The sequence below is a fragment of the Alloprevotella rava genome (genome assembly GCF_014195585.1).
In the GTDB taxonomy this organism is placed as follows: domain Bacteria; phylum Bacteroidota; class Bacteroidia; order Bacteroidales; family Bacteroidaceae; genus Alloprevotella; species Alloprevotella rava.
The window spans coordinates 351,066-376,548 of sequence record NZ_JACICA010000001.1; the positions used below are offsets into that span (position 1 = coordinate 351,066).

Annotated in this window: 24 protein-coding genes and 1 pseudogene; 17 read left to right on the forward strand and 8 right to left on the reverse strand. The window is 45.9% G+C overall.

All coding sequences use genetic code 11. The features are described 5' to 3' along the window. Positions 1-26: 26 nt before the first annotated feature. The 5 genes from FHS60_RS01305 to FHS60_RS01325 all read right to left on the reverse strand — a co-directional run bounded on the left by FHS60_RS01305 (position 27) and on the right by FHS60_RS01325 (position 4,876). Positions 27-1,094, reverse strand: coding sequence for a relaxase/mobilization nuclease domain-containing protein (locus FHS60_RS01305; protein ID WP_183693953.1), 1,068 nt, complete (start codon positions 1,092-1,094; stop codon positions 27-29). After that, a complete protein-coding gene (locus tag FHS60_RS01310; RefSeq protein ID WP_004346518.1) occupies positions 1,078-1,509 on the reverse strand; it encodes a plasmid mobilization protein in 432 nt (143 codons plus the stop codon). The genes FHS60_RS01305 and FHS60_RS01310 overlap by 17 nt, the downstream gene beginning before the upstream one ends. 340 nt (positions 1,510-1,849) lie before the next feature. Further along, positions 1,850-2,224, reverse strand: a complete 375-nt coding sequence (locus FHS60_RS01315; RefSeq protein WP_244957388.1) for a DUF3408 domain-containing protein — start codon at positions 2,222-2,224, stop codon at positions 1,850-1,852. A 117-nt stretch (positions 2,225-2,341) separates the two neighbouring features. Further along, positions 2,342-3,289, reverse strand: coding sequence for a toprim domain-containing protein (locus FHS60_RS01320; protein ID WP_183693956.1), 948 nt, complete (start codon positions 3,287-3,289; stop codon positions 2,342-2,344). Between the two features lie 207 nt (positions 3,290-3,496). Then, positions 3,497-4,876 (reverse strand): virulence-associated E family protein, encoded by a 1,380-nt coding sequence (locus FHS60_RS01325; protein ID WP_183693959.1) that lies wholly within the window; start codon positions 4,874-4,876, stop codon positions 3,497-3,499. A gap of 469 nt (positions 4,877-5,345) precedes the next feature. On the opposite strand from FHS60_RS01325, the gene FHS60_RS01330 reads away from it, so the two are divergent. The 8 genes from FHS60_RS01330 (at position 5,346) to FHS60_RS01365 (ending at position 15,318) form a co-directional block, all read left to right on the forward strand. Continuing rightward, positions 5,346-5,636, forward strand: a complete 291-nt coding sequence (locus FHS60_RS01330) for a helix-turn-helix domain-containing protein (protein WP_009348147.1) — start codon at positions 5,346-5,348, stop codon at positions 5,634-5,636. Continuing rightward, complete coding sequence (locus FHS60_RS01335) at positions 5,633-5,923, forward strand: helix-turn-helix domain-containing protein (protein WP_009348149.1); 291 nt, start codon at positions 5,633-5,635, stop codon at positions 5,921-5,923. The genes FHS60_RS01330 and FHS60_RS01335 overlap by 4 nt, the downstream gene beginning before the upstream one ends. 418 nt (positions 5,924-6,341) lie before the next feature. Further along, positions 6,342-6,956, forward strand: coding sequence for a TetR/AcrR family transcriptional regulator (locus FHS60_RS01340; RefSeq protein WP_009348151.1), 615 nt, complete (start codon positions 6,342-6,344; stop codon positions 6,954-6,956). Positions 6,957-6,988: 32 nt separating this feature from the next. Next, positions 6,989-8,743 carry an ABC transporter ATP-binding protein gene (locus tag FHS60_RS01345; RefSeq protein WP_183693962.1) on the forward strand — a complete coding sequence of 585 codons (1,755 nt, stop codon included), beginning with the start codon at positions 6,989-6,991 and terminating at the stop codon, positions 8,741-8,743. Between the two features lie 25 nt (positions 8,744-8,768). Further along, on the forward strand, positions 8,769-10,496 hold the full coding sequence (locus FHS60_RS01350; RefSeq protein ID WP_183693965.1) for an ABC transporter ATP-binding protein: 1,728 nt from the start codon (positions 8,769-8,771) through the stop codon (positions 10,494-10,496). A gap of 327 nt (positions 10,497-10,823) precedes the next feature. Next, the gene (locus FHS60_RS01355; RefSeq protein WP_183693967.1) at positions 10,824-13,199 is read left to right on the forward strand and encodes an efflux RND transporter permease subunit; all 2,376 of its coding nucleotides are present in this window, start codon (positions 10,824-10,826) and stop codon (positions 13,197-13,199) included. Between the two features lie 30 nt (positions 13,200-13,229). After that, entirely contained in the window at positions 13,230-14,009 is a 780-nt protein-coding gene (locus FHS60_RS01360) for an outer membrane lipoprotein-sorting protein (protein ID WP_183693970.1), read from the forward strand. Position 14,010: 1 nt separating this feature from the next. Beyond that, complete coding sequence (locus FHS60_RS01365; RefSeq protein WP_183693973.1) at positions 14,011-15,318, forward strand: DUF1302 family protein; 1,308 nt, start codon at positions 14,011-14,013, stop codon at positions 15,316-15,318. A 196-nt stretch (positions 15,319-15,514) separates the two neighbouring features. Here FHS60_RS01365 and FHS60_RS01370 read toward each other — a convergent pair whose 3' ends face one another. Both FHS60_RS01370 and FHS60_RS01375 read right to left on the reverse strand, forming a co-directional pair. Then, a complete protein-coding gene (locus tag FHS60_RS01370; protein ID WP_183693976.1) occupies positions 15,515-15,919 on the reverse strand; it encodes a hypothetical protein in 405 nt (134 codons plus the stop codon). Beyond that, positions 15,916-16,116: pseudogene (locus FHS60_RS01375) on the reverse strand (tyrosine-type recombinase/integrase); the annotation flags it as partial. The pseudogene FHS60_RS01375 and the gene FHS60_RS01370, both read right to left, overlap by 4 nt. A gap of 285 nt (positions 16,117-16,401) precedes the next feature. On the opposite strand from FHS60_RS01375, the gene FHS60_RS01380 reads away from it, so the two are divergent. From FHS60_RS01380 to FHS60_RS01420, 9 genes are all read left to right on the forward strand, one after another. Further along, positions 16,402-17,631: a site-specific integrase gene (locus tag FHS60_RS01380; RefSeq protein WP_183693982.1), complete on the forward strand. Its 1,230-nt coding sequence runs from the start codon at positions 16,402-16,404 to the stop codon at positions 17,629-17,631. A 25-nt stretch (positions 17,632-17,656) separates the two neighbouring features. Further along, positions 17,657-18,859 carry a site-specific integrase gene (locus FHS60_RS01385; RefSeq protein WP_183693985.1) on the forward strand — a complete coding sequence of 401 codons (1,203 nt, stop codon included), beginning with the start codon at positions 17,657-17,659 and terminating at the stop codon, positions 18,857-18,859. Positions 18,860-18,865: 6 nt separating this feature from the next. Continuing rightward, positions 18,866-19,228: a virulence RhuM family protein gene (locus FHS60_RS01390; protein ID WP_021663310.1), complete on the forward strand. Its 363-nt coding sequence runs from the start codon at positions 18,866-18,868 to the stop codon at positions 19,226-19,228. Between the two features lie 122 nt (positions 19,229-19,350). Next, on the forward strand, positions 19,351-20,256 hold the full coding sequence (locus FHS60_RS01395; RefSeq protein WP_021663309.1) for a DUF6268 family outer membrane beta-barrel protein: 906 nt from the start codon (positions 19,351-19,353) through the stop codon (positions 20,254-20,256). A gap of 40 nt (positions 20,257-20,296) precedes the next feature. Further along, positions 20,297-21,424 (forward strand): serine hydrolase domain-containing protein, encoded by a 1,128-nt coding sequence (locus tag FHS60_RS01400; RefSeq protein ID WP_183693988.1) that lies wholly within the window; start codon positions 20,297-20,299, stop codon positions 21,422-21,424. 10 nt (positions 21,425-21,434) lie between these two features. Beyond that, positions 21,435-22,442, forward strand: a complete 1,008-nt coding sequence (locus tag FHS60_RS01405; protein WP_183693991.1) for a histidine kinase — start codon at positions 21,435-21,437, stop codon at positions 22,440-22,442. A 57-nt stretch (positions 22,443-22,499) separates the two neighbouring features. After that, complete coding sequence (locus tag FHS60_RS01410) at positions 22,500-23,558, forward strand: sensor histidine kinase (protein ID WP_183693994.1); 1,059 nt, start codon at positions 22,500-22,502, stop codon at positions 23,556-23,558. Continuing rightward, the gene (locus FHS60_RS01415) at positions 23,555-24,253 is read left to right on the forward strand and encodes a LytR/AlgR family response regulator transcription factor (protein ID WP_179858700.1); all 699 of its coding nucleotides are present in this window, start codon (positions 23,555-23,557) and stop codon (positions 24,251-24,253) included. Before FHS60_RS01410 ends, FHS60_RS01415 begins: the two co-directional genes overlap by 4 nt. Positions 24,254-24,568: 315 nt before the next feature. After that, positions 24,569-24,895, forward strand: a complete 327-nt coding sequence (locus FHS60_RS01420) for an RteC domain-containing protein (protein WP_232528288.1) — start codon at positions 24,569-24,571, stop codon at positions 24,893-24,895. 86 nt (positions 24,896-24,981) lie between these two features. On the opposite strand, the gene mobA is transcribed toward FHS60_RS01420, so the two are convergent. After that, complete coding sequence (mobA, locus tag FHS60_RS01425; protein WP_005845910.1) at positions 24,982-25,398, reverse strand: conjugal transfer protein MobA; 417 nt, start codon at positions 25,396-25,398, stop codon at positions 24,982-24,984. Positions 25,399-25,483 lie beyond the last annotated feature (85 nt).

Here is a 25,483-nt window from a genome sequence, read left to right on the forward strand (position 1 = left end):
GGAAAGATAGGGATAACGAAAAATGGTTACAATCCTCTCCCTCGTTTCTTCTTTTTCTTGGCTTGATTTCTAAATTTGTGCTGCCAGGCTGTCTCGGTATAATCATCGCCGTGTGTCTGTGGGTTGATAAGTCCACCTGCCCCCGAAATCATTTCTTCAGCTGCATTCAAGGCGGTGCTTGCTACATTTCCTACGGCTTGTGCAATAGATGAATTTTCATTTGTGTTGGCAGGTGACGTATAGGAGCGGCTGGGAGGAACAAGTTGATAACCTGTATCGGATTGAATTTTGTTCTTTGCCAGCTCATCTGCCATTGTCGTAGCTTTCTTTGGTTCTGTCTTGTTACTTATCTCAAAATTCTTCTGCAAGGAACGGTAACCGAACTCCCTGCCGATTTCAGATGCCTTGAAAGTCTGGCTGTCGTATGCGAACTTCAATCCATATATCTTTCCCTGCTTGTTTTTCAAGCGTTCAATGGTTACACCACTCTTGCTAAGGTCGTAGAGGAACATCGAATGCCCTGTGATGCCTGTGCCTTTGTACCTATCAAGTAAAGCATAGCATATCTTCTGTACCTGCTGCTTTGTTTGTTCTCTTGTTGGGCTAGCTTTTATCTTTTTGTATATCCTTTCCGTCTTGACTTCCTTTGCGAAGGTCATACCATACTTGCGGCTGAGTTCCTCTGCAACCCTTGCTGCCTTGTTACTCACAAAGGTAGTGTCATAAACGTTGCCATACAGACTAATGCGATTGGCGATGATATGGATATGCATATTGTCGGTGTCTTTATGTGTAACCGCCACCCATTGATGGTTGGCAAGTCCCATGCGTATTGCAAAGTTTGACGCAAGGTTACGGACGGATGCAAGACTCAATCTTTTCTCGTCCTGTGGTGCTATGCCGATTTCGATACGCAGGAACTTGTTCCTGCACCGTGTGTTGTAATCGCTGACCATCTTCATTTCCTCGTAAATCTCCTTTGGCGTAGTGCCGCAGAGATTGTGAAAGAGAAGCGTTTTTCCGAGTTTCCCCTTTCTGAAAATATACTCCAGTGCATTACTGCCATGTGCTATTGCTTTACATTTTCCTATCATTCTCCATCAGATTTAAGAGTTTAATTGCCCTTTCCTCAATACGGTATTTGGGGTTAAAGAAACGTTTAAAAGCTTCCCTTGCCAGATAGGAAAGGCTTTGGGTAATCAGTACCCACGCATCATCCTTTACCTTGATAAGGTTGGAAATATGCATAAAGAAGTAGGCCGTTCGTCTCAACACCTCTATGGCTTCCTTTTCATTGTCCGTCATCTTAGGAACAGAAATAACTTCTCCACTAAGAAGCATCTCGCGGCAGTAATCAGAGAACTTCCGTCCTGTGCTTTCTGCCTTTGATTTAATTCGCTGCTTTTCCTCTAAGGTGCATCTTACCTTGATGAACTCCGTCTTGTTCATCCGCTGTTCTTTCTTCTCCTGTTGCTGCCATCGGGCAGTCTTTCTGTTGTTTCTGTTCATATAAAAGTCCTCTTTTCGTTATTTCTTAATTTCTGATGGCTGACCGATGAGAACGGAGTGATTACGGTTTAATCTCCCCGATAATCGAATGAGGGGAGCAAGCGCAGTTTGTGGGTACAAACTGACGTCTTGCAATGCTACCCAATATGCCGTTTACACATAAAATATTTTTCTGCTTGGAAACGAATGCACTGCATTCTGTGTTTAACTGCGTTCGTGGCATTCCCTCCGTTCTGCATGTTCAGTAAATTGGCATTATCGTATTCTCTAAAAAAGGACGTGGGTTCTGAGTGAAAGAGACGTCTCTTTTCAGTAAAACCCTCGACCCTTTTCGTGCGGTTTACAGCTTTCTCCATTTCTCTATGTCCTCACCGTATTCCTCCAAATGAATGCGCACGATATTCTCCACAAAACTTGAAAGGTTGCTGCCCCTGTCGCCCAGTCTGCGGACGATGAAGTCTGCACGCTCCTGTGTCGCCTTGCTCAGATAAACCGCCTTTCGGTCGTTCAATTTGGTCGGAACAAGGAAAGCCTGCTTGTAGGTTTCGAGCGTTCCCCGTCTCATCTTGGCACTGATGCGCCGTTGAACGGTTGCATTCTCTGTGTGCAGTGTAGGTTCGGATGGCTCGGAAACTATTACTTCTCGGCAATCTGTTTCCTTTGATGGAGCTTTTGCCTGTGGTTGTTCTTCCACCTCGTCTTCTGTATCTCCCAAGAGTATGTAAGACTTCTCCTTTCTGTCCTTTCATTACTTTCCTGTCTGTTCATGTTGAACGCTTCTTTTATGGATTGGTCTATCTCCTCTCTGCTTGCTTTTATCTTTTTCATTGCTCTATCGTATTTTTAGTTTGACTTGTTTTACCTTATTGCTTGTTTTGGGTGTTTTCTCCAACTTTTTCTGTTGCTCACGAACACAGCTGACATGATACTCGTTGAGGTCTTTAAAGTTCTTGTAATATCGGGACATATCCTCGACATTAAAGCCTGCCTTTATCAGCTCCTGTATTGCTCTTCGCCCCGCGTCGTCGTTATCAAGGAAAGCCTGAATATGAGTTAGATAGTGGGCGTTTAGATAGTGAACTGTCCTTGCCACATTGCTTACGGAGTTCATCACAAGGCAGTAGTTATTTACTTCTTCTTTCATTGAAAGGAAAGAGAGAAAATCCATAAATCCCTCGAACAGGCAGATGGGCTGTGCCTTGCTCTCAAATATTGGAGTGATATCCTTTGGGGCAATCGTTCCTTTGAACGTTTTGTCGTCCCGAAGTTCATACCCTCCTGATGGATTGGCAAAGCCGATGGCTTGATAGCGCCAGCCCCTTACCTCATAGCTGATACATTTGAGAAGAGGCCTTGCTTTCTCCAAATCAATGCAGCGTACCTTTGTAAGATACTCCTGCAAATGTGGCGGCAGAGTGTCTGATACCTCCTTCAGTTTCCTTGCCCCGTTTGCCGGTTGGGATTTGTTTGGCGCGAAGTCGTTGTGAGAACTATATGCAGTATCATCAGGAGTGGTCTGCCCCAAGCGGTGGATGGCTTCCGATAGCGTGCAGTCCTCCAAACGCATACAGATGTCGATGATGCTTCCACCCCTGCCTTCGGCATAGTCTATCCAAAGGTTCTTCTCTGTGTCCACCTTGAAACTCGGATGTGTTTCTTCACGAAGTGGTGAACGGTACAGGGCATAGGCAGGTGTCCTGCGTACTGGCTTGATGCCTTTCCTTTCAAGATACGCCACAATGGGGTATCGCTTGATGAGTGATAAATCTTCTTCTTTCATTGTCATAAACTTTAAATGGTTGGATAATTCTTATTTGAATAATAATGGTTGGTTTGAATGATATTTGAATGCCGTTTGAATGAAATCCTCTTTTCTAAAGTTTTCCCCTCCAAACTTTTTCATCTTTCTTCTTACTACATACTATCTCAATATAAGTAATTGATAATCAACAATAGTTAGTGGTATGTGGAGATACTACACATTCTACTACATTTGGCTACTACAAGTTTGAATGAGTGGACATGGCAAGATTTTTCTAATCTTGTAGACATAGATGGGATTCCCACCGTTTCTTCGCTTACTCACCTTTATATATCCTGCTTTCTTCAAGGCTTCGCCCATACGTTTGGCAAGAAGTGTCTGGTGGGTATAAATGCCCAAATAGGTGAGTATCTCCGTAGTGGTCATTAACAAATAGTTCTCGTCCTCCGTTGGCTTCTCAAAACAACGTAGCAAGAGTTCCATCTCTGCTGTCTGTACTTGGAAGTCCTCGCTCTCCCGATACAGTTCGCCTATCTCGTCATCGTCAAACCAATAGCGGAAACCTGACCTTAACAAGGCTTTGGCTTCCGTATAAACTTTATCCATAGAAATTGCCTTTGCTCTTTCTATGTCTATGGAGAGTACTTCGAAAGGCAAAAAACGTCTGCTGCCTGTCGGGTCGGTAAGAAAGTCGTTGCCGTTCACCGATGCCACGAAACTTGCCAAATGAGGATGTTCCTCCACATATTTGTCATAGGGCATGCGATATTTAACCATCGGACAGGTAATGAGGTTCTTCAGTTCATTCTCGTCCCGTTTGTTGAGGGCTTTGAGCTGGTCGTCAATGTTTACGATAAGATTCTGCCCGATATAGGTAAGTGTGTCCTTCTCCTGCGGATATATCTTTCCTGTATAACTGTAACCGTGCAGTGCCGGCGGACAGAGCAAATCAAGAAATGTTGTCTTGAACTTCCCCTGCTCGCCTGTCAGCACAAGGCAGGTGTGGTTGCGGCACTCGCGATCGTCCATTGCATTGGCAACCACTGCCACGAGCCATTTGGTGAGATACGGTAGCCACTTTTGGGAGTTACGGACAACCACGCAGCTTGCCAAATAGGGAATAGCTTTCAATGAAAAGGAAGAAGGCACAACACTACTGCTGTAACTACCACCACAGCTACTATCATCGCCTATATCTATCAGTGGCAATCCTTTGAAATACTCCTGTATGGGATTGATGCGCGGAGAAAAACTGCTCTCGATGATGGAATAGAGATTATCGGAAGATGTGATAATCCCGATGTCGTTGTCTATCTCCCTACGGAGCGTGTTGATTTCATAACGACCGACCTTTACAAAATCGCTGTTAAACTTACTGTGATATTCAGTTCTTCCCAATACAGTGTTGTATCTGAACTCATAGTGTGTAGAGAGATATGCTTCTATCTCTGCGTTTTTGGACGAGCTACTCTTGCGATTGTGATTTCGCCTGTCGTTTATATTGCCTGTATCTGCTTCTCTTTTCATTATTTCCTTGAATTGGTTGCCAAGAGTGAAGTTAGGGTGAGAATGCGTAACTTCCAAGCATTCAGAAGCTTCTTGCATAATGTTACGTCAGTCTGCTGCTAAATTCTTAGGGAAGCAAGTCAAAAAGAAGAGCATTTATTGCCTCATTAAGTAAAAATCGGATGGTAAGAAGAAAAGGTTGGCTGAAATATCGATGTCGTTGTTTGCTTTCAGATGTAGTATTTTGCTTTGATTATCTTATTATCCTCATTTGTGTAATGGAGAGAATAGCAATCTGTCTCTTTTGTCTCTGCCATAGCGCCACAAGCTGCCAGTTGAATGAAAAGTGATGGAATAAGAAATGTCCTATCTTAATTTTGCAATGAAAGAAAAAAGACGGGGTAGGAAAACGCAAACACGAACTGATGAAGTGGATTGCTCTTTTCCCTATTGTTCCCGATACTTCCCTACTGTTCCCTGCTGCTTTGAGAGACGTACATGCGCCATTATCTTTGCAGATGTAAACAGGAAGAACCAGAAACAACAAACAATAAAACAAGATAAGATTATGAACTATTACGTCATTACAGAAAGCAATTGGGCAAAGCTGCGAGATGAAATCTTGAGCCTTGCAGAATGTTGCCACAAGGCATTCGGAGAAAAGAGCAAACACACCGATTGGCTACACAACGGAGATGTGTGCAGGTTACTCAACATCAGCAAACGTACCTTGCAGCATTACCGCGATACGGGCATACTTCCGTTTACGCAAATCGGACATAAGTGCTATTACAAGCGTGAGGATGTGGAACAGCTGCTCCTTGCAAGAACAGACAAACCTAAAAACAACAGTATATGATGGAAATGGCAAAAGATTTGAACATGGAAAGCGACGAGATGCAGCTGGTTGTCTCGGCGCTAAGAGGTGTGGGGAAAAGAATTTTGGAAGTGGCAGGGACGCACAAGCCGCTCTTTGCAGGTGAGCTTTTCCTCACGGGTAAAGAAGTGTGTGAGCGGCTGTATATCAGTCCCCGCACCTTGCAGGACTATCGCGACCGAAAGGTTATCCCCTACACGCAGATTGCAGGGAAAATCCTCTATAAGGCTTCGGATTTGGAAAAGATGTTGGAGGAGAATTATAAGTGAGGGGATTGATTTTATATAACTGAAAATCTTCATATTCTATTTCACAATATGAGACCTCTGCAAAACCTCATATAGATAGCGAAATCATAAATATAACTCATTGATTATCAATAGTAGCTTTTAGGTGTAAAAAGACTTTTGCAGAGGTCTCAATATGTTGTTTGACTTATAAAATAAATTTAGACATTCAACACACATAAGTGTTTATTGCAAAATACTTATTTTTGGGTATTGCGGCGTTTTTATATCTTTGCTACTTTTGCAAAATAAACATTGCAGCTATGCGAATACACAATATTTATATAGTAAGAGCGCAAATAGGCTCGTTCAATAAATCGCACCGTTCGATTACGAAACGGTGCGATTTTTTTATGAACAAAACAGAACTTGGTTCATTATTTAAAGTTTTCATGGGCGTATGCAGACACTGAAAGACGACATTCGGCAGCGTATCGTTGCCGTAGCGCACGAGGAATTCATCGCTCACGGCGCACGCAGCACGTCTATCCGCACGGTGGCGCGGCGTGCAGGCATTGCTGCGGGCAACGTGTACAACTACTTCCGCAGCAAGGACGAGCTGTTCTGCGAGGTGTTGCGGCCGCTGCTCAACGAGCTGAACCGCTACATTCTGTCGCACAACGAGGAGCGGCACCTAAGCATAGAGGTGTTCGACGCACTCGATTTTCAGAACGAATACATCGGCGCAATGAAGCGAATGGTGAGGCTTTACCGCCCCGAGCTGCACCTGTTGCTGTTCAATGCCGAAGGCACATCGCTTGCGGGGTACAAGGAGAGAATAGCTGAACACCAACTGAAAGCAGGCACGGAATACTTGCGACTGATGAAAGCGCGCTATCCGCACATCAACATCGACATATCGCCCTTCTTCCTGCACATTGCGAGTTCCATGTGGGTGAACATCTTCTGCGAGCTTGTGGAACACGAGGAGTACGACGAAAGCGAGGTGAACCGTGCGCTCGAGCAGTATGCCGCTTATAGTATGGCAGGGTGGAGAGAACTGATGAAACCGTAGAAACAATAACCTTTTAACATATATAGAAGAAGATGATAAGAATACTGAAACGCTTAGGACGTTACATGGGAGGGCGCAAGCCGTTGCTGCCCTGCTCGGTTGTGCTGTCGGCAGTGAACGGACTGCTGTCGCTCGTACCCTTTATTTTCCTGTGGTTGGTGGTGCGCACGCTGCTCACTGCCAACGGAAACCTTGCCGATACGCCCGTATGGGACTATGCCATTGCGGCGTTCGTGGTGTCGGTGGCGAATGTTTTGCTCTATTTCACCGCCCTCATGCTCTCGCATCTTTCCGCTTTCCGCATCGAAACCAATATGCGGCGCACTGCCATGGAGCGGCTGATGCGGGTTCCGTTGGGCTTTTTCGACACGCAGAACACGGGGCGCATGCGCAAGATAATAGACGAAGATTCGAGCCAGACCCACACTTTCGTGGCACACATACTGCCCGATGTGGCAGGCAGCGTGGTGGCTCCGATAGGCATCATAGTGCTTCTGCTTGCCGTAGACTGGCAGTTGGGCATTGCCGCAATGGTGCCGATAGTGTGTGCCTTCGGCATCATGGGCTACATGATGAACCCTAAGAACAACGATTTCCAGCGTATGTACCTCGATGCACAGGAGAAAATGAGTGCAGAAGCCGTGGAATACGTGCGCGGAATACCCGTCGTGAAGGTCTTCCAACAGACGGTATTCTCGTTCAAACGCTTTCACGACAGCATCATCAACTACCGCGACCTCGTCATCAGATACACCCTTCTGTGGCGCACGCCCATGTCTGCCTACACCATAGCCATCAATGCTTTCGCCTTTCTGCTTGTGCCTACGGGCATCATACTGATAGGGCACGGCGGCGAAACTGCCATCATCGTTTCCGATATGGTGCTGTATGTGCTCATCGCACCCATCATTGCAGCCAACGTAATGAAAGCCATGCACCTCAGTCAGAACCTCTTTTTGGCAAACGAAGCGGTAGACCGATTGGAGAAACTCACCGCCACGCCACCGCTTTCAGAGAGTTCCGAGCCCGAGAAAGCGACAGCCTTCGACGTCAGTCTGCGCAATGTGTCGTTCCGATACGAAGCGGCGGAACGCGATGCCGTAAGCCACATCGACCTCGACATACCGCAAGGCAAGACCGTTGCGCTGGTGGGAGCGTCTGGAAGTGGCAAGACAACTATTGCAAGACTTATTCCACGCTTCTGGGACGTGCGCGAAGGCAGTTTGAAAATAGGCGGTGTGGACGTTCGGCACATGGATAAGGCAATGCTGATGCGCAACGTGTCGTTCGTGTTTCAGAACACCCGACTGTTCAAGACCTCCATTTTGGAGAACATACGCTACGGCAATCCCGATGCAACCATCGAACAGGTGAATCGCGCCGTAGACCTTTCGCAGAGTCGAGAAATCATCGAGCGGCTGCCACAGGGGCTGAACACCGTGATAGGAGCGGAGGGAACATACCTCTCTGGCGGCGAACAGCAGCGCATAGTGCTTGCCCGTGCCATTCTGAAAGATGCGCCCATCGTGGTGCTCGACGAAGCTACTGCCTTTGCCGACCCCGAAAACGAGCACCTTATCAGGCAGGCATTTGCCCACCTGACTTGCGGAAAAACCGTGCTCATGATAGCCCACCGACTGACCACCGTGCAAGATGCCGACAACATTGTCGTGGTAGACAACGGCAGAATAGCCGAACAGGGCACGCACCAACAGCTCATGGAGAAAGCCACATTATATTATAAGATGTGGAACGAATACCAAAAGTCGGTGGCATGGAAACTATAAACCTAAACAGAAAGGACACAAGATTATGATAAAATATCTTCAACAACGGTTCGCCCTCACCGAAAAAGGAGCGAAAGACTTGCGGAAAGGCATCGCCTGCTCTACACTGATGAACCTCGCATTGATGCTGCCGCCCACCTATTTGTTCTTTTTCCTCATGGAATACATCGACGCCAAGCCCTCCACCGAGCCGCACACGCTGTGGTTCTATGTGCTTGTGGCAGTGCTCTTGGCAGTGTTTATGTTCTTCTTGGCTCGCTTTCAGTACGACAGCACCTACACCACTGTCTACAACGAGAGTGCGCAACGCCGCATCGGAGTGGCAGAAAAGCTGAGCCGACTGCCCCTCGCTTTCTTCGGCGAACGCAACCTTTCCGACCTCACCTCTACCGTGATGGAAGACTGCACGATGCTCGAGCAAACCTTCTCGCACGCTGTTCCCCAGCTGTTTGCGTCGGCTCTGAGCGTCGTCATCATCGGCGTGGGCATGTTCTCTTACAACTGGCACTTGGCTTTAGCCCTCTTTTGGGTTGTTCCGCTCGCCGTAACCACCCTGCTGCTGTCGCGCCGTCAGCTACACAAAGCTTTCGTTCAGCACTATAAAGTGAAGCGTGGCGTAACCGAACAGATACAGGAAGGGCTGGAATGTATGCAGGAAATAAGGTCGTACACTGGCGAACAGGCATACTGCCACAGCTTCGACAAGCGGCTGAAGGGCTACGAACGTGAGCTGGTGCGCGGCGAACTCGTGGCAGGAGTCTTCCTCAACCTCGCCGGAATGCTGCTCAAGCTCGGTATGCCCACCGTTATATTGGTGGGAGCGTGGCTGTTGCAGCAGGGCGAAGTGTCGGTATTCACCTACTTGGCTTACCTGTTGGCATCGGCAATGGTCTACAATCCCATTATCGAAGTGTGCAACTACCTTGCCCTTCTCTCCTTCCTCGACGTGCGCATCAACCGTATGAAGGAAATAGAAAACATGCCCACGCAGGAGGGAAGTGCAGCCGTACAACTCGAAAACTACGACATAGAGTTCCGCAACGTAAGTTTTGCCTACGAAACCGAGAAGCAAGTGCTGCACAATGTCTCGTTCACGGCACGCCAAGGCACCGTTACCGCCCTCGTGGGGCCATCGGGTGGGGGCAAAAGCACTACTGCCAAGCTCGCTGCACGCTTTTGGGACATTGCCGACGGACAAATTCTTGTGGGTGGAAACGACATCTCGAAGATTGACCCCGAAACGCTGCTGAAACACTATTCCATTGTTTTTCAGGACGTTTTGCTGTTCAATGCCTCTATTGCCGACAATATCCGAATCGGCAAGCGCAACGCTACCGACGAGGAAGTGCGCCATGTCGCCCGACTGGCACAGTGCGACGACTTCATCAGCCGAATGCCGCAAGGTTACGATACCGTTATCGGCGAAAATGGCGAAACCCTTTCGGGTGGCGAGCGGCAGCGCATTTCCATTGCTCGCGCCCTGCTGAAGAATGCCCCAATCATACTTCTCGACGAAGCTACCGCAAGCCTTGATGCCGAGAACGAGACGAAAATACAAGCGGGTATTTCCGAACTGGTGCGCAACAAAACCGTCATCATCATCGCCCACCGTATGCGCACCGTCCGCAATGCCGACCACATCGTGGTGCTTAGCGGCGGTACGGTGAGCGAACAGGGCACACCCGACGAGCTGTTGGCTCGCAACGGCGAGTTCGCCCACATGGTTCGTTTGCAACAGGAAAAACGGCAATGATACCTCTACACCAATCGCTCGCAAAGAATTATGGCAAACAGCACAACAGCATATAGCTTACGACGCGTATGGTGACCGTGCAAATTGGACGCGTTTATCCAATAAGTTGAACAGACGAGTCCAATGAGCTGGACAAATTAGTCTAATTAGTTGGACAAATTGGTCCAATCACATAAGTATTAAAGGTTTTTGGCGACCGTTCAGAGATAGTAATAATGATCGTTCTGAGGTAGTAATAACGACCGATCAGAGATAGTAATAACGACCGGTCAGAGATAATACAGACAACCGTCCAGAGATAGTAATAACAACAAAGATAAAACAACAATGAAAATCGTAAAAATCAACAGTAAGTTCAAGCAGTTGGCAGTCTGGATACTCTGCCACCGTCTTATAGTCGGTGCGTTGTTCGCAGTCATCATCGCCTTCTCGTTTGTGGGAGCGAAGCGCATCGTGATGAAAACTTCGTTCGACGACTATTTCGTGAGCGACGACCCGATGCTGCTCAAGACCAATGAATTCAAGTCTATCTTCGGCAACGACTACTATGTGGCGGTGCTGGTGAAAAACAAGGACATCTTCTCTCAACGCAGCCTGACGCTCATTCGCGAGCTGAGCAACGAACTGAAAGACAGTCTGTCGTATGCCGACAAGGTAACGTCGCTCACCGACATTGAGTTTGCCGTAGGTACGGAGGAGGGTATGACCATCGAACAGATTGTCCCCGACGAGATTCCGTCTGATGCCGCTTCGCTGAATGTAATCCGGCAGAAAGCGTACAGCAAACCGTATTTGGCAAAGAAGATGGTGTCAAATGACGGCACGATGACGTGGATTATGGTGAAATTGCGGCCGTTCCCCGAAGATAGCGTGTGGAAAAAGACGAGCGACATTGCGCCCGACATGATTACGGGCAAAGAAGCGGGACACATCATCGGGAAGGCGAAATACGCCGAACTGTCGCCCAACGCCGCGGGAATGCCCTATCTGGGCTACGAGAAATTCGTTTATCTCAAAAGCGAACTGGGGCGGCTATTCCTCTTTGCCTTCATCATCTCCATCGTTGTGATGCTCATCGTAACCCGTTCGTTGCGCGGCGTGGTTGCACCACTGCTCACGTCTGTGTTCGGACTGCTCATCAGTTTCGGCATCATCGGCTGGACGGGCATCTACATCGACATGACCACGACAATGATTGCCGTGATACTGACTTTTGCCTGCTCCATCGCCTACAACATTCACCTGTACAATTTCTTCAAGACGCAGTTTGTAGAAACAGGCAAGCGCAGGGAATCCATCAAGGAAGCCGTAGGCGAAACCGGTTGGGGCGTGTTGCTGTCGGGACTTACCACCGTGGCTGCTATGATGACGTTCCTGTCAATGAAGATAGTACCGATGCGAGCCATCGGCATCAACACCTCGCTCTGTCTGCTTGCCGTGCTGCTCACCTGCCTGCTGCTCACACCCATCCTATTGTCGTTCGGCAAGGACCGCGAGCCTGCCGCCGATATGTCGAAGAGTTTTGAAGGATATATCGGCAAACGATTCGAACTGTTCGGCAGTTTTGTGATACGCAACCATCGTTCTATTGTCGTTTCGTCGGTTGTGCTGACCATCTTCTGCGGTATCGGACTCTTCTCCATCGAACCGGCGTTCGACATCGAAAAGACGATGGGGCGGAAGATTCCATACGTAAAGAAATTCCTCGACCTCTGCGAAACCGAACTCGGTTCGATATATTCCTATGACCTTATGATTACATTGCCGCACGATAACGATGCCAAGAAGCCGGAGAATTTGCAGAAACTCGACCAACTGGCGGAGATTGCAGGCGGCTACAAACTGACGAAACGCCACAATTCCATCACCGACATCGTGAAGGACATGAACTGCACGCTCAACGGCAACAAGCAGCAGTTCTACCGTATTCCCGACAATGCCGATATGGTGGCGCAGTTGCTGTTGCTCTATGAGAATGCGGGCGGTACGGAGTCGGAATACTGGATGGATTACGACTACAAGCGGCTGCGGTTGCAGTTGGAGATGAAAGACTACAACTCCAACGAGGCGGAAAAGGAAATGAACGACTTGCAGGCGGAGGCGCGCAAACTCTTTCCCGGCGCACACGTCTCGGTGGTGGGCAGTATACCGCAGTTCACCGTGATGCAGCAGTATGTGGAGCGCGGGCAGATGTGGTCGATGCTGTTGTCGGTATTGGTCATAGGCGTTATCCTCGTCCTTGTCTTCGGCAACTGGAAAGTAGGGCTTGTGGGTATGATACCGAATATTGCCCCCGCCATCATCGTGGGCGGTATGATGGGTTGGTTGGGCTATCCGCTCGATATGATGACAGCCTCGCTCATTCCGATGGTCTTGGGTATTGCCGTCGATGACACCATCCACTTCATCAACCACAGCCATGTGGCATATGACAGGTGCGGCAATTATGCAGAAGCCATCAACCAAACCTTCCGCACCGAAGGACTCGCCATCGTCATGTCCACAGTCGTCATCTCGGCTACGTTTACAGGCTTCGTCTTCTCCGACGGCACACAGATGCGCAATTGGGGCATTCTGGCTGTGGCCGGTATGATGTCGGCACTGCTGGCAGACCTCTTTCTCGCGCCAATTCTTTTCAAGTATCTCCGTGTATTCGGGAATGATAAGCGGACTTCCTCGGAAGCGGTAAATGAACTTCCTTAGTAATAACAAAACACCATAAAATATAACGATATGAAAACAAAACATTTCACATTGCTGCTCATCTCCATACTGGCGGTGTGCGGCGCGCAGGCAGCAGGGCTGTCGGGCAGAGACATCATGCAGAAAGTAAGAAACCGCGCAGACGGTGACACACGTTATGCCACCATCGAAATGACGCTCATCCAGAAGAGCGGCCATAAGCGTGTGAGGAAACTCGAATCGTGGGCAATGGACATAGGCAATGATACGAAGAAAATCATGTTCTTCACCTATCCCGGCGACGTGAAGGGTACGGGATTCCTCACTTGGGACTACGACAATACCGCCAAGGTGGACGACAAGTGGCTCTATCTTCCGGCAATGAAAAAGACGAGGCGCATCAGTGGAAAGTCGTCAAAAACCGATTATTTCATGGGCAGCGACTTTACCTACAACGATATGAGCGCCCGCAGCGTGGACGAAGAGAAGCATACGCTTCTGCGCGAAGAAATGTTGGGCGGTCAAAAATGTTGGGTGGTAGAGTCGGTACCCAACGACAAGGATGAGATTTACACACGCCGCGTCACCTGGGTTCGACAGGACTGCCTGATGGCGGTAAAGGCGGAATACTACGATAAGCTGAACAAGCTGCACCGTAGGCTCACGATTTCCAACATAAATAAAGTGCAGGGCTTCTGGACGATGCACCTTATGCAGATGGAGAATGTACAGACGGGACACAAAACCATTATCCGTATGGACAATCAGAAGTTCAACATAAAGCAATCGCCTAACCTTTTCACTGTTTCCCAACTGGAGAAAGGACTCTGATATGAAACTATTTATGCTCTTGCTTGTGCCGATACTCTCGGTGCAGGCAGCAGCCCAAATCGATAATACATTGCCGGCCGATAGCGACACCATCGGTTCGGAATGCACTCCACAGGAAACGGTCGAAGCATCGGACGATAATGCCTTGCATGTGCAGGTGAAAGGTTTTCTTGACATCTACCATGCCGTCAGGACGGAGGGACGTGCCGACTGGATGGCTTCGCGGACTCGGGCGCGGGGAGAACTCAAACTCGAGAAAGGGGCGGCTTCGCTCTTCCTATCTCTGAACGCCACCTACAACGGAATATTGAAAGAACGCACAGGACTGGAATTGCGCGAGGCTTATCTCTCTTATGCAAAGGGCAACTTCGACCTGCGTGTGGGGCGGCAGATTGTCGTATGGGGCGTGGCGGATGCACTACGCGTTACCGATTGCGTGTCGCCGTTTGACTATACAGAGTTTCTCGCACAAGACTACGACGACATTCGCATGCCCGTCAACGGGCTGCGTGCAAAATACACAAGAGGTTCGGTCACCCTTGAAGCCGTGTGCAATCCTGTGGCAGACTTCTTCGTGTTGCCGACAGAAGAGCGCAATCCGTGGGCGATACGCCTGCCGTCTGCACCACAGCCTTACACCACCGACTTGGAAAGCGGCAAGCCGGAGAAGAAAATCAAGAATATGGAATTTGGCGGACGGGCAAGCGTCAATCTCTGCGGAATAGACTTCTCCGTGAGTGCCTTGCGGACGTGGAACAAGCTGCCCGCCCTTTGCCCTGCCCTGTCGGGCGATGGAAGGACGCTCCACATCAACGGACAGTACCGCCGTATGACGATGTTGGGTGCCGACTGCTCATTGCCCGTCGGTCAGTTTGTCCTCCGCGCCGAAGTCGCCGAGTACATAGGCGAGGCACAAGGACGTGGCTTGGGGCAGAATGCCGTGCGGCGCAACACACTCAATGCCCTTGCAGGGGTAGACTGGTATCCGGGTAACGACTGGAACATCAGCGTGCAGTATTATCATAAATACACATCGGGCAATCTCGCAGCGCTCTCCGTCTATCGCAATGCTGGGCTTGCCACAGCAAGACTCTCAAAGGAACTGCTGCACAACACGCTGAAACTCTCCACCTTTGCCTACATCGATGTGGCAAACGGCGGCATCTTCAACCGCCTTTCCGCCTCCTATTCTCTCAACGACGATATAGAACTAACCGTCGGCTACGACTATTTCCATGCCAACAAAGGCAAGTTTGCCATGTATGGTAAGAACTCCGAAGCGTGGGTGAAGATGAAGTACAGTTTCTGACTCCATTTTAATACATGAAATGACTATACTCAAAATAAAAATAACATGTGAAGGTACGTAAAGAAGAAAAGTAGAATGTAGTCATAGGGTTGTAATGCTTGTTTTTCTCTAACTACATTCTAACTTTATTTCTATCACAATTTTATATTTTTTGTAGTTATGTCGTAGGTTGATATCGGTGAAAGAGAAAAGTGTATCAATTGATACTGCCACGTCCATATAGGAATATCTGTTCTACCATAGGTGTAGGATGCTTTATCTCTTGACAGATGTATTTCCTGAACAAGTGGGTTTCCGTACTGTCCAATTGATAAGATAAAGCGATGATGGTTGAGAGCGGATAAAGCGGCGCATAGCCTTTTGGTCGTCCGTTCACAAAAACTTCTTCCTCACCTGCATTCCTTTCGTCAGGGTGCAGATGAGATGTTTTCAGAAGCAGTTGCAGGTGATAATTGAGTTTCTTCCATGTTACACCGAAGAAATCTACGAGTTCACTCTCCGTCATGGCTATATCGCCATTTCCCTTGCGAACGATTTGTATATTGTCGCTCCATTCAAAATAGCTACGGTCTCTTTTTGTTTGATGGTGATTGATGTTCATATTGCTTCCTCCTTTGCTTTCTCCTTTTGATATTTTCTTATCAGTCTGTCCATATCCTCCGAAATCTTATTATCGGTTACCTGCGCATAGATTTGTGTGCTGGCGATAGATGCGTGTCCCATCATCTTGGCAATGCTCTCTATGGGAATGCCGGCACTCAAACTCATCGTGCCGAACGTATGCCTTGCAGTATGGTAAATACAAGCATAAGCAAGTGTAAGAGGAACATAGGTATAAATAAGGTAACTGGTTGTGAATTAATCGTTTTTCTATATTCTGCAACAGATAGAGGTAGGCAGAACTGTGTGGGATATTGAGACCTTTCAGTTACCAAACCGTTATCCTGTTGTTTCCCGAACAAACTGAGGTAACGATTATTGGAAGATTTTTTCTCATCTCGTTTCTTTCTGTCTGTTTATCAATGTTTTGCTTGTCAAAGGATGCTTTAACAACGGGTAATTTTGCCCATAAAATTAAAGCGTATGAAAATAGAAAAATTCAAAGTGTTGCTCTACCTCAAAAAGAGCAGACCCGACAAGTCGGGCAAGGCTCCCATTATGGGACGTATTACAGTCAATCGTTCAATGGTGCAGTTCAGTTGCAAAATCTCCTGCACACCCGATTTATGGAATCCTCGTGAAAGTCGGTTGAACGGCAAGAGCAATGAAGCCGTAGAGGTCAATGCCAAATTGGACAAGCTGCTGCTCTCCATCCATGCGGCATTCGATACCTTGGTGGAACGTAAGGTCGATTTTGATGCAGAAGGCGTCAAGAATCTGTTTCAAGGAAGTCTCGGAACACAGATGACCCTGTTGGAGATGACGGACATTGTCTGCGAGGATTTGAGGAAGCGCATCGGGATAGACCGTGCAAAGGGAACTTATCCTGCCTATATCTATACCCGGAGAACCTTGGCAGAGTTCATCGAAAAGGAGTTTCGCACCAAAGACGTTGCTTTCGGTCAGATGACGGAGCAGTTCATTCATGACTATCAGAGTTTCATCTTGGATGATAAAGGACTTGCCATAGATACCTGCCGGCACTATCTGGCTATCGTCAAGAAGGTATGCCGAAAAGCCTACAAGGAGGGACATGCCGACAGATGCTTCTTCGCCCACTTCAGCCTTCCCCAACAAAAGGAGAAAACACCGAAAGCCCTAAGCCGGGAATCCTTTGAGAAAATCCGTAACTTAGAAATCCCAGAACATCGCACTTCCCATATCTTGGCAAGAGATCTCTTTCTCTTTGCCTGCTATACGGGAACAGCCTACGCCGATGCCGTTTCCGTTACACGTGACAATCTGTTCACGGATGACAATGGCAGTCTGTGGCTCAAATACCGCCGCAAGAAAAACGAGCTTCGTGCCTGTGTCAAGCTGCTGCCCGAAGCCCTTGCCTTGATAGAGAAATACAGGGATGACGACCGTCAGACTCTCTTCCCGATGTTGCACTATCCCAATATGCGCCGCCTCATGAAATGTCTGGCTGTCCTTGCCGACATCAAGGAAGACCTGACCTACCATGCCGGCAGGCACTCGTTTGCATCGCTGATTACCTTGGAAGCCGGCGTTCCTATCGAGACCATCTGCAAGATGCTGGGGCATTCCAACCTGCAAACTACTCAGGTGTATGCGAAGGTTACGCCCAAGAAGCTTTTCGAGGATATGGACAAATACATCGAAGCGACAAAGGATTTGAAACTCATATTATAAACACCCCATAGATAACAAACGAATTATGCGTAGCACATTTTCTTTATTGTTATACATCAACCGAAGCAAAGTCCGCGCAGACGGCACGACCGCCGTACTCTGCCGAATCTCCATTGACGGGAAAAGTACGGCGATAACCACCGGCATCTCCTGCAATCCCAAACAGTGGAATGCCAAAAAGGCGGAGACCGTAGAGGTGCGGACGAACAATCGCCTGAAAGAGTTCCGCAAGCATGCGGAGCAGCTCTATGATGAAATGCTCAAAGAGCAGGGTGTGGTCAGTGCCGAACTATTGAAAAACAAAATTGCAGGTCATGCGGTCATTCCTACCCATCTGCTCAAAATGGGAGAAAGGGAACGGGAACGCCTTGCCGTCCGCTCCAAGGAAATCGACTCCACTTCGGCTTACAGAAGCTCACGGTATTACCAGAGCTATATCCGTGAGTTCTTGGACTCGAAAGGTAAGACGGATATTGCCTTTTCGGATATCACCGAAGAATTCGGACGGGAATACAAGGTCTACCTGAAGCGATATAAGAACTTCGGGGCATTGCAGACCAACCATTGCCTTTGTTGGCTGAACAGACTGATGTATCTTGCCGTAGACCATGAGATCATCCGTGCCAATCCTTTGGAAGAACTGGAGTATGAGAAGAAACCACCCTCCAAGCGGATGCACATCAGCAGGGCGGAACTCAAACAACTGCTGGAACTGAAACTGCCCGTCAATGCCCCTTTGAAGGAATTGGCTCGACGGACTTTTATCTTCTCCTGTTTTACGGGACTCGCCTATGTCGATACCCAACTGCTGTATCCGCACCATATCAGGCGGACTGCCGACAATAGAAGATACATTCGCATCAACCGTAAGAAGACGAAAGTAGAGTCATTCATTCCCCTGCATCCGATAGCGGAGCAGACACTTGATTTGTACAATACGACCGATGATACGCAGCCGGTCTTCCCTTTGCCAAGCAGAGACATGATGTGGTTTGAGATACACGAACTCGGTGTCATCATCGGGCGAAAGGAGAACCTCTCCTACCATCAAGCCCGACACAGCTTCGGCTCGTTTTTGATTTCCGAGGGGATTTGTACGGAGAGTATCGCAAAGATGATGGGACACGCCTCCATCACCAGCACGCAGACCTATGCGAAGATTTCCGAGAAGAAGATTGCAGAGGATATGGATAGGTTAATCGAAAGAAGAAAAAACAATGAATATTGAATTACTATGAAAAGAGAAATCATAACCATTGGAGAGAACGGAAAAGTACATATCCCGACAACTCCCGTTTGGATGTCGGCTTGCGAAATAGCCACCTTGTTCGGTGTATTCTCCGGTAAGGTAAGCAGCCACATCAAGTCTATCCTCAAAGAGGGCTTGCTCAGAGAAGATGAGGTGATGCAAACGCTATCGTTTAAGGGCGGTGCAGTGGATTTATATAACCTTGAAATGATAACGATGCTGTCGTTTCGCTTTCCTTCTCCACAAGCCAAAAGTTTCCGTAAATGGATAATTAGCAAACTCATTGAGAAGAAAATACTTTTTTCTCCACTAATTGTGCATCATAGCAAACACGGATGGTGGAACTAAGTATGAAGAAGAATGTTAGTATATTCAAACACCCCATTTTGTATGTTGAAAACCTATAATTTGTCTATTTTCTTGAAACCTGATTGTTTTATACGATATCTTTGTGTTGAAATAATACTATTATGGAACAAAAAATGCTCAGAGTATATATTTTTATGCTATTCCTCTTTTCGGGAGGAGCGAATGTGTTTGCCCAGATTCAATTAAAGTCAGAATATATTGCTCCGTCTGTATATAAAGATGAGAATGGTAATAAAATTGGTGGTGAAGGAAACTTGCAGACCTTTGAAGGCTCAGCGAGACTTCCTTTATATGTAAGAAAGAATGAAAACGGGAGACTGACGGCTTGGATTGTCGCTTTGGGTGGTACATACGCTTCCATGAAAAATAAAGAAATGCCATCGGATTTTACAGAGAAAGAACTTATGAATGCTCAAATGGGAGTTATGCATCTGCGACCACTTAATGAGAAATGGTCTATACTCGCTATTTTAGGAGCTGGAATGTACACATCCGATCTGAACAAAATATCGGGCAGCTCGTTTCTCGGTCAGGGAGGTGTATTATTTATCAGACACGCAAACAAGAATTTGGATTGGGGAGCCGGTATTGCGTTGAATAATGCGCTGGGGTATCCAATGATTTTTCCGTCCTTATATCTGGATTGGAAAATAGAGGGAAAATACAAATTCAAATTATCCATGTATAATACATTCGAAGCTGAAATCAGTACACAACTTAGCAAGAGTTTTAATCTGGGAATACATGCGGAATCCAAAGGGCTTATGGCTGCAGTAGAGAAAGACGGCAGTAAGAAGTATTTCGTGATGCAGTATGGTTATATAGGCATTCAACCAGAGTTCAGAATTGGGAAATATGTTTCTATCCCTATTGTCGGAGGAATTGTCGCATCAAGAGAAGCTTATTTTCGTTCACGGACATTGAAGGCTTTCTTTAGCAGCAAAGACGACTACCCTCATTTCGGTGTATCCCCCTATTTTTCAATAGGCATACGATACGGATTATAATAAATGCTCAGGCATAACGTTCAATACATCATAAGATTATATGAAAACAAAATTCGCGCTGTTTCTTTTGATAAACCTGTTTGGACATGGAATAACTTTTTCACAGAATGTCGTAAATGATTTAACTGGTTTGAGAGAAAACCTGACGCGAAAAATATTTGAAAAGACAAAGGATTTGTCTAATGAAACTCAACTATCCATCGTGCTCATAAAAAATGGGATATCCCATTTTTATGGAATGATAAAACAAAATGACACGATTAGAAATATTGAAAACAAAGATAAGGTTTTTGAGATTGGCTCAATTTCAAAAGTCTTTACGGCGACATTACTCGCCGATGCAATACTTGAAAGGAAGATTAAACAGACAGACGACATAAATAAATTTTACCCTTATACGTTCAAGGATGATGTGCGGATAACTTTTGAAAGCCTGTCAAATCATACATCCGGATTGGGAGAAAATCCCTCCAATTTGCAACTTTCAGAGTTTCTGGCAGACAGTACAAAAGCAGAGCGGGAAAATCCTTTTCAGAAATACAGCGACTCTGAATTAGAGTATTACCTCAGAAATCAGCTGCAATTATATTGTTCTTCCGATAGGAAAGAATATCTGTATTCAAATTTGGGAACTGGTTTGTTGGGATATACGTTATGTCAAATGGAAAAATGCAGTTTCACGGAACTCGTTTCCAATAAAATCTTCAAAAAGTACAAAATGAATAATTCATATACAGATGCAAGATTAGTAGAAACCGGTCTTGTCAAAGGAATAAGCCGCACAGGTGTTCCTATCGGCAATTGGATATGGGATTCGGATGTGTTTTTAGGAGCCGGTGGTATTCTTTCTTCTGCAAACGATATGGCATGTTTTTTAGAGGCTCAATTTGATATGGGCAACAAAGAACTTGCAATGACAAGAAAACCGACTTTCAAAGTAAACGACAAACTTAGCGTAGCACTTGGATGGCATATCGTAAAGGCAGATAACGGAAACGATTTATATTGGCACAATGGTGGTACGGGCGGTTTTTCTTCCTCTATGGTATTCGATATGAATGAAAAGAGTGGAGTCATTATTCTTTCCAATGTTTCTTTTCTGCATCCTCATGCGAAAAATGTAGACGCATTGTGTTTTGAAATAATGGAAGACTTGGCAAAAAAGTAATAGTATATATATGCAAGAGAGAAAGAAACAAAGCGTATTATATGATTTTCTTATGGAGAAGAAATACAGATGGACTCGCCATTTCCTGCTTATCATCTCCATAGGCATTATCTCCACAAACCATATTTTTATTACCTATGGAGAACAGATTCGAGGTGGAGATGTTTGTGATATTATATTTGCACATATAGTAGCTTATCTGTTGCTGATATATCTGAATATGTACATCTTCATTCCTAAATTGCTACAACAAGAAAGGTATGTGCAATATGCAGCTGTCTTGCTCGCTGCAATATTCACATTCGTGATAGCGCATATCGGCTTGGAGTATTACATTCATTTTAAGTATCAAATACCTTTCGGTCCATATTCTTTTTTTTCTGACGGACGCAATAAAGCAGTCGATTTCTTCTCCGATTTCTCGGTACTGACATTGTCGGTGACGAGTATTACTGTAATCGTCTTTTACAAACATTGGATTCAAATGACTGAGATGGAGGAACAAATCGGAACTCGCAGGCTAACCGTTGAGTTGGAAAATTTGAGAAACAATATCGGATCGGAATTTCTTTTGGCTAAATTGAAAAAAGCAACTGCACTATGCCTGACCGAACCCCCGGAAGTATCTCCGCTATTATTGACACTGAGCCGGATTGTACGCTATCGCCTATACGATTGCAGCAATCTGGTTGTACCACTCAATTCCGAAATCAAAATCCTTAAAGACTACCTGAATTTGGAAAAGAAGTGCGGGACTCTCACCGATTTCACACTCTCTTGCCAAATGAGGACTGGTATTTGTTTTATTTCTCCATTGACGTTACTATCGTTTGTAGAAGAACATCTATTCAATTCACCGGGAAAAGACCGAATGGAAATTGAGATTGAAATATGCGCCGACACGCTTGTCTGTACCTGTACAAACAATAGCAATCCTCCCAAAACGGGTAAGCGCATTTTTACCATCTCAAGAAGACCAGAAAACGCTTCACACAAAACGAGTTTGAAAAGTTACTAAGCTTTCCAAGAAATTTTCCGATAAAGTTTTTGGAAATTAATAAACATAAAGAATCGAATGGCATTATTGAAAGAGATAAATAAAAAGATTGGAACACAAATCCAAACAGGAGGATTCCATAGAATGGGAAACCTGCTTTTACTTTGCATTATAGTTGTTTTGACAATGGAAATGGTCTATAACACTGGCAGTGTACACGGACGGCTCACGAATGCAAGGTTTTACGAATGGATGGCATATTTCATTGTCTTCACCTGCACCGTATATACCAACGCCCGCCTGCTGGTTCCTCGTTTCCTATTGCGCAATAAATTGTCAGGATATTTCGCTTCCATCGGTTTGTGCGTATTTCTGTTGATGCTTTTTATCATACTGGTGCAAAATACCCTGTACGATGTTCCCAAAAGTTACAGGCTGACCTCTCTTTGTTTCAATATCGCGGGAAATATGTTATTGTTGGGATTGACGATAGCCTCTACTTCAGTAGTACCACAGTTTCGTTGCTGGGCTGAAAACAGCCGTCGAGTATCGGAATTGGAAAAGACGACGGCAGAAACAGAATTGCAACAACTGAAAAGCCAGATAAATCCGCACTTTCTTTTCAACACGCTCAATAATGCCAACATTAAAGCAGAGCAAGAACCACAACTGGCATATGCCATTCTTTCCCGGCTTGAAAATTTGTTGGGCTATCAGTTGTCCGAATCTTCGCAAGAAAAAGTTCTGATACGGAATGAAATTTCCTTCTTGCATGACTATTTGGAACTGGAAAGTACACGTCGTGGAAACTTGTATTACGAAATCAAGACAGAGGGCGTGGTGGAAGATATATCTATATATCCATTACTGTTTATTCCCTTTGTAGAAAACGCGGTCAAGCATAGTGTTGAAGTCAAAGGAAAGACAAACATACACATCACGTTTGCCGCATCCGGAAACCAACTGCACTTCCAGTGCGAAAACACCAAGGCCGCTTCTCGTACATCGAATCATTACGGAGGTTTGGGGTTGAAAAACATCAAACGGAGACTAGAATTGCTATTCGGAAAGTCTTATACCTTATCCATTACGGAAGAAGAAAATAAATATACTGTATGCTTATGTGTGAACCTATAAAATGTATTATCGTCGATGATGAACCTATCGCCCGAGAAGGATTGGAAAGGTTGGTACGCAAGAGTCCAATGCTGGAACTTGTCGGCAATTTTGAGTCTGCAGAATCTGCGACTGAATACATAAAAGATAATCCTGTGGATTTAATATTCCTTGATATCGAGATGCCCGGAACAAACGGGCTTGATTTTGCCCGTAAAATCCCACAACAAACACTTGTCGTTTTTACCACAGCCTATTCTGAATACGCATTGGACAGCTATGAGGTAAACGCTACCGATTACCTCGTCAAACCCATCGAGGAAGAACGTTTCCGTAAAGCAGTGGAAAAGGTTTCTGCCTATCACACCCTACTCATCAATGCAGAGAAAGAAAGTGTGGAGGCAGATGTGGATTTCTTCTTCGTGAAATCAGAGCGTAGATATTTCAAAATCAGATATGACGACATCCTCTTTATAGAAGGCTTAAAGGATTATGTAATCATACAAACAGAAAATCGACGCATCATTACCAAGATGTACCTGCGCACTATCCATGAACTTCTGCCTCCGTCTGTTTTCTTCCGCATCAACAAATCCTATGTTGTGAACTTAGAGAAAATAGAATCGTTCGACACCAACGACGTATTCATCGGAAAATATGAAATCGGTATCGGCAATACTTACAAAGAAGATTTCTACAAAAGGCTCATGACATGATAGTTGACTTTGCTATATACCAATCAACAATTCAAAATCGAATGCATATGGAAAGATTAGTTAAGACATTTTCATTCAGAGTACTCTCTTCGAATGAATCGTCCGCTGACGAGCAGCGGAATGCAACTGATAACTTGATAAAAGAGATCATTAAATTGAACACGGAAGAGAACGATAACATTTTTATACTCCGTATTCTTCGTTATACCCGTTTCCGATTGCAATCTCTGCAAGAGAAACCCTCATCGGATAGGGCGGGGGAAAAATGTGGCAGAGCTATTGTCTGTCATTGATACAGAACTGGAACTGTTGAATATGCGAATGCAGGGGATTCTTCCTGCTTTGCCCATCAAATCTGCTAAGAAGTTCCATTGGACAGGAAAGGTCATTGATTTGGTAGAACTACTCTATGCTTTTGACACTTGCGATTGTATTAACAACGGAGAAATCGGTGTAGAGGAACTGGCAGACGTCATTTCCGAAATCTTCGGAGTAGAAATCAAGAACTGCTACAACGTCTATATGAACATGAAAAATCGCAAGGACGACAGTCGCACATATTTCCTTGACGAACTCCGAGAGAAACTGAACAAACGAATGGTAGAGAGCGACCTGAAAGGTGGAAAATTCAAAAAACGGTAATTGCATGCAAATAATCAATCAGGCTTCCCCAAACGAGATGGAAGCCTGATTTTTTCATCCATAAAGAACAGTACAATGTAAAATGGTTACTGCCGATGTTGCCATTTCTCTTGGAATTCACGAGTCAATTGCACGATTTCACCTCCGATTATTGCCAGTTCAAGCGTCAGTTTCTCCAACTTTGTGAGCATTGCAAAGGCTTTCTTCTCTGTAAAGTTGCTCTTCATTGCAACTACTGTCTGGTTGTAATTGACTCCCACACTGCGGAATTGTCCATACAAAGTCGTCAGCTTTTGATAATAGTCAAGCAACGAACGATCCACTTTTATCACCCGAAAAGTCTCATTAAAGATTCTTGCCTTGATGAATAATGACAGACTTGGTACACCGCTTTCCTCTTTCATCGTGAGGAAATGGGCGTATTCTGTCGGCGTGAAATTGACCGAGACACGCTTTTCTGTCTTCTCTTTGGAGCGTGCGCTCCGAATTTTCTTCATTTTCATTTCTTACTTTGGATTTTAGTATTTTACGGCATAACCAGCATTCGAAATATGACATTTTCTCTTTCAAGAAAAACGACTTCGGAGT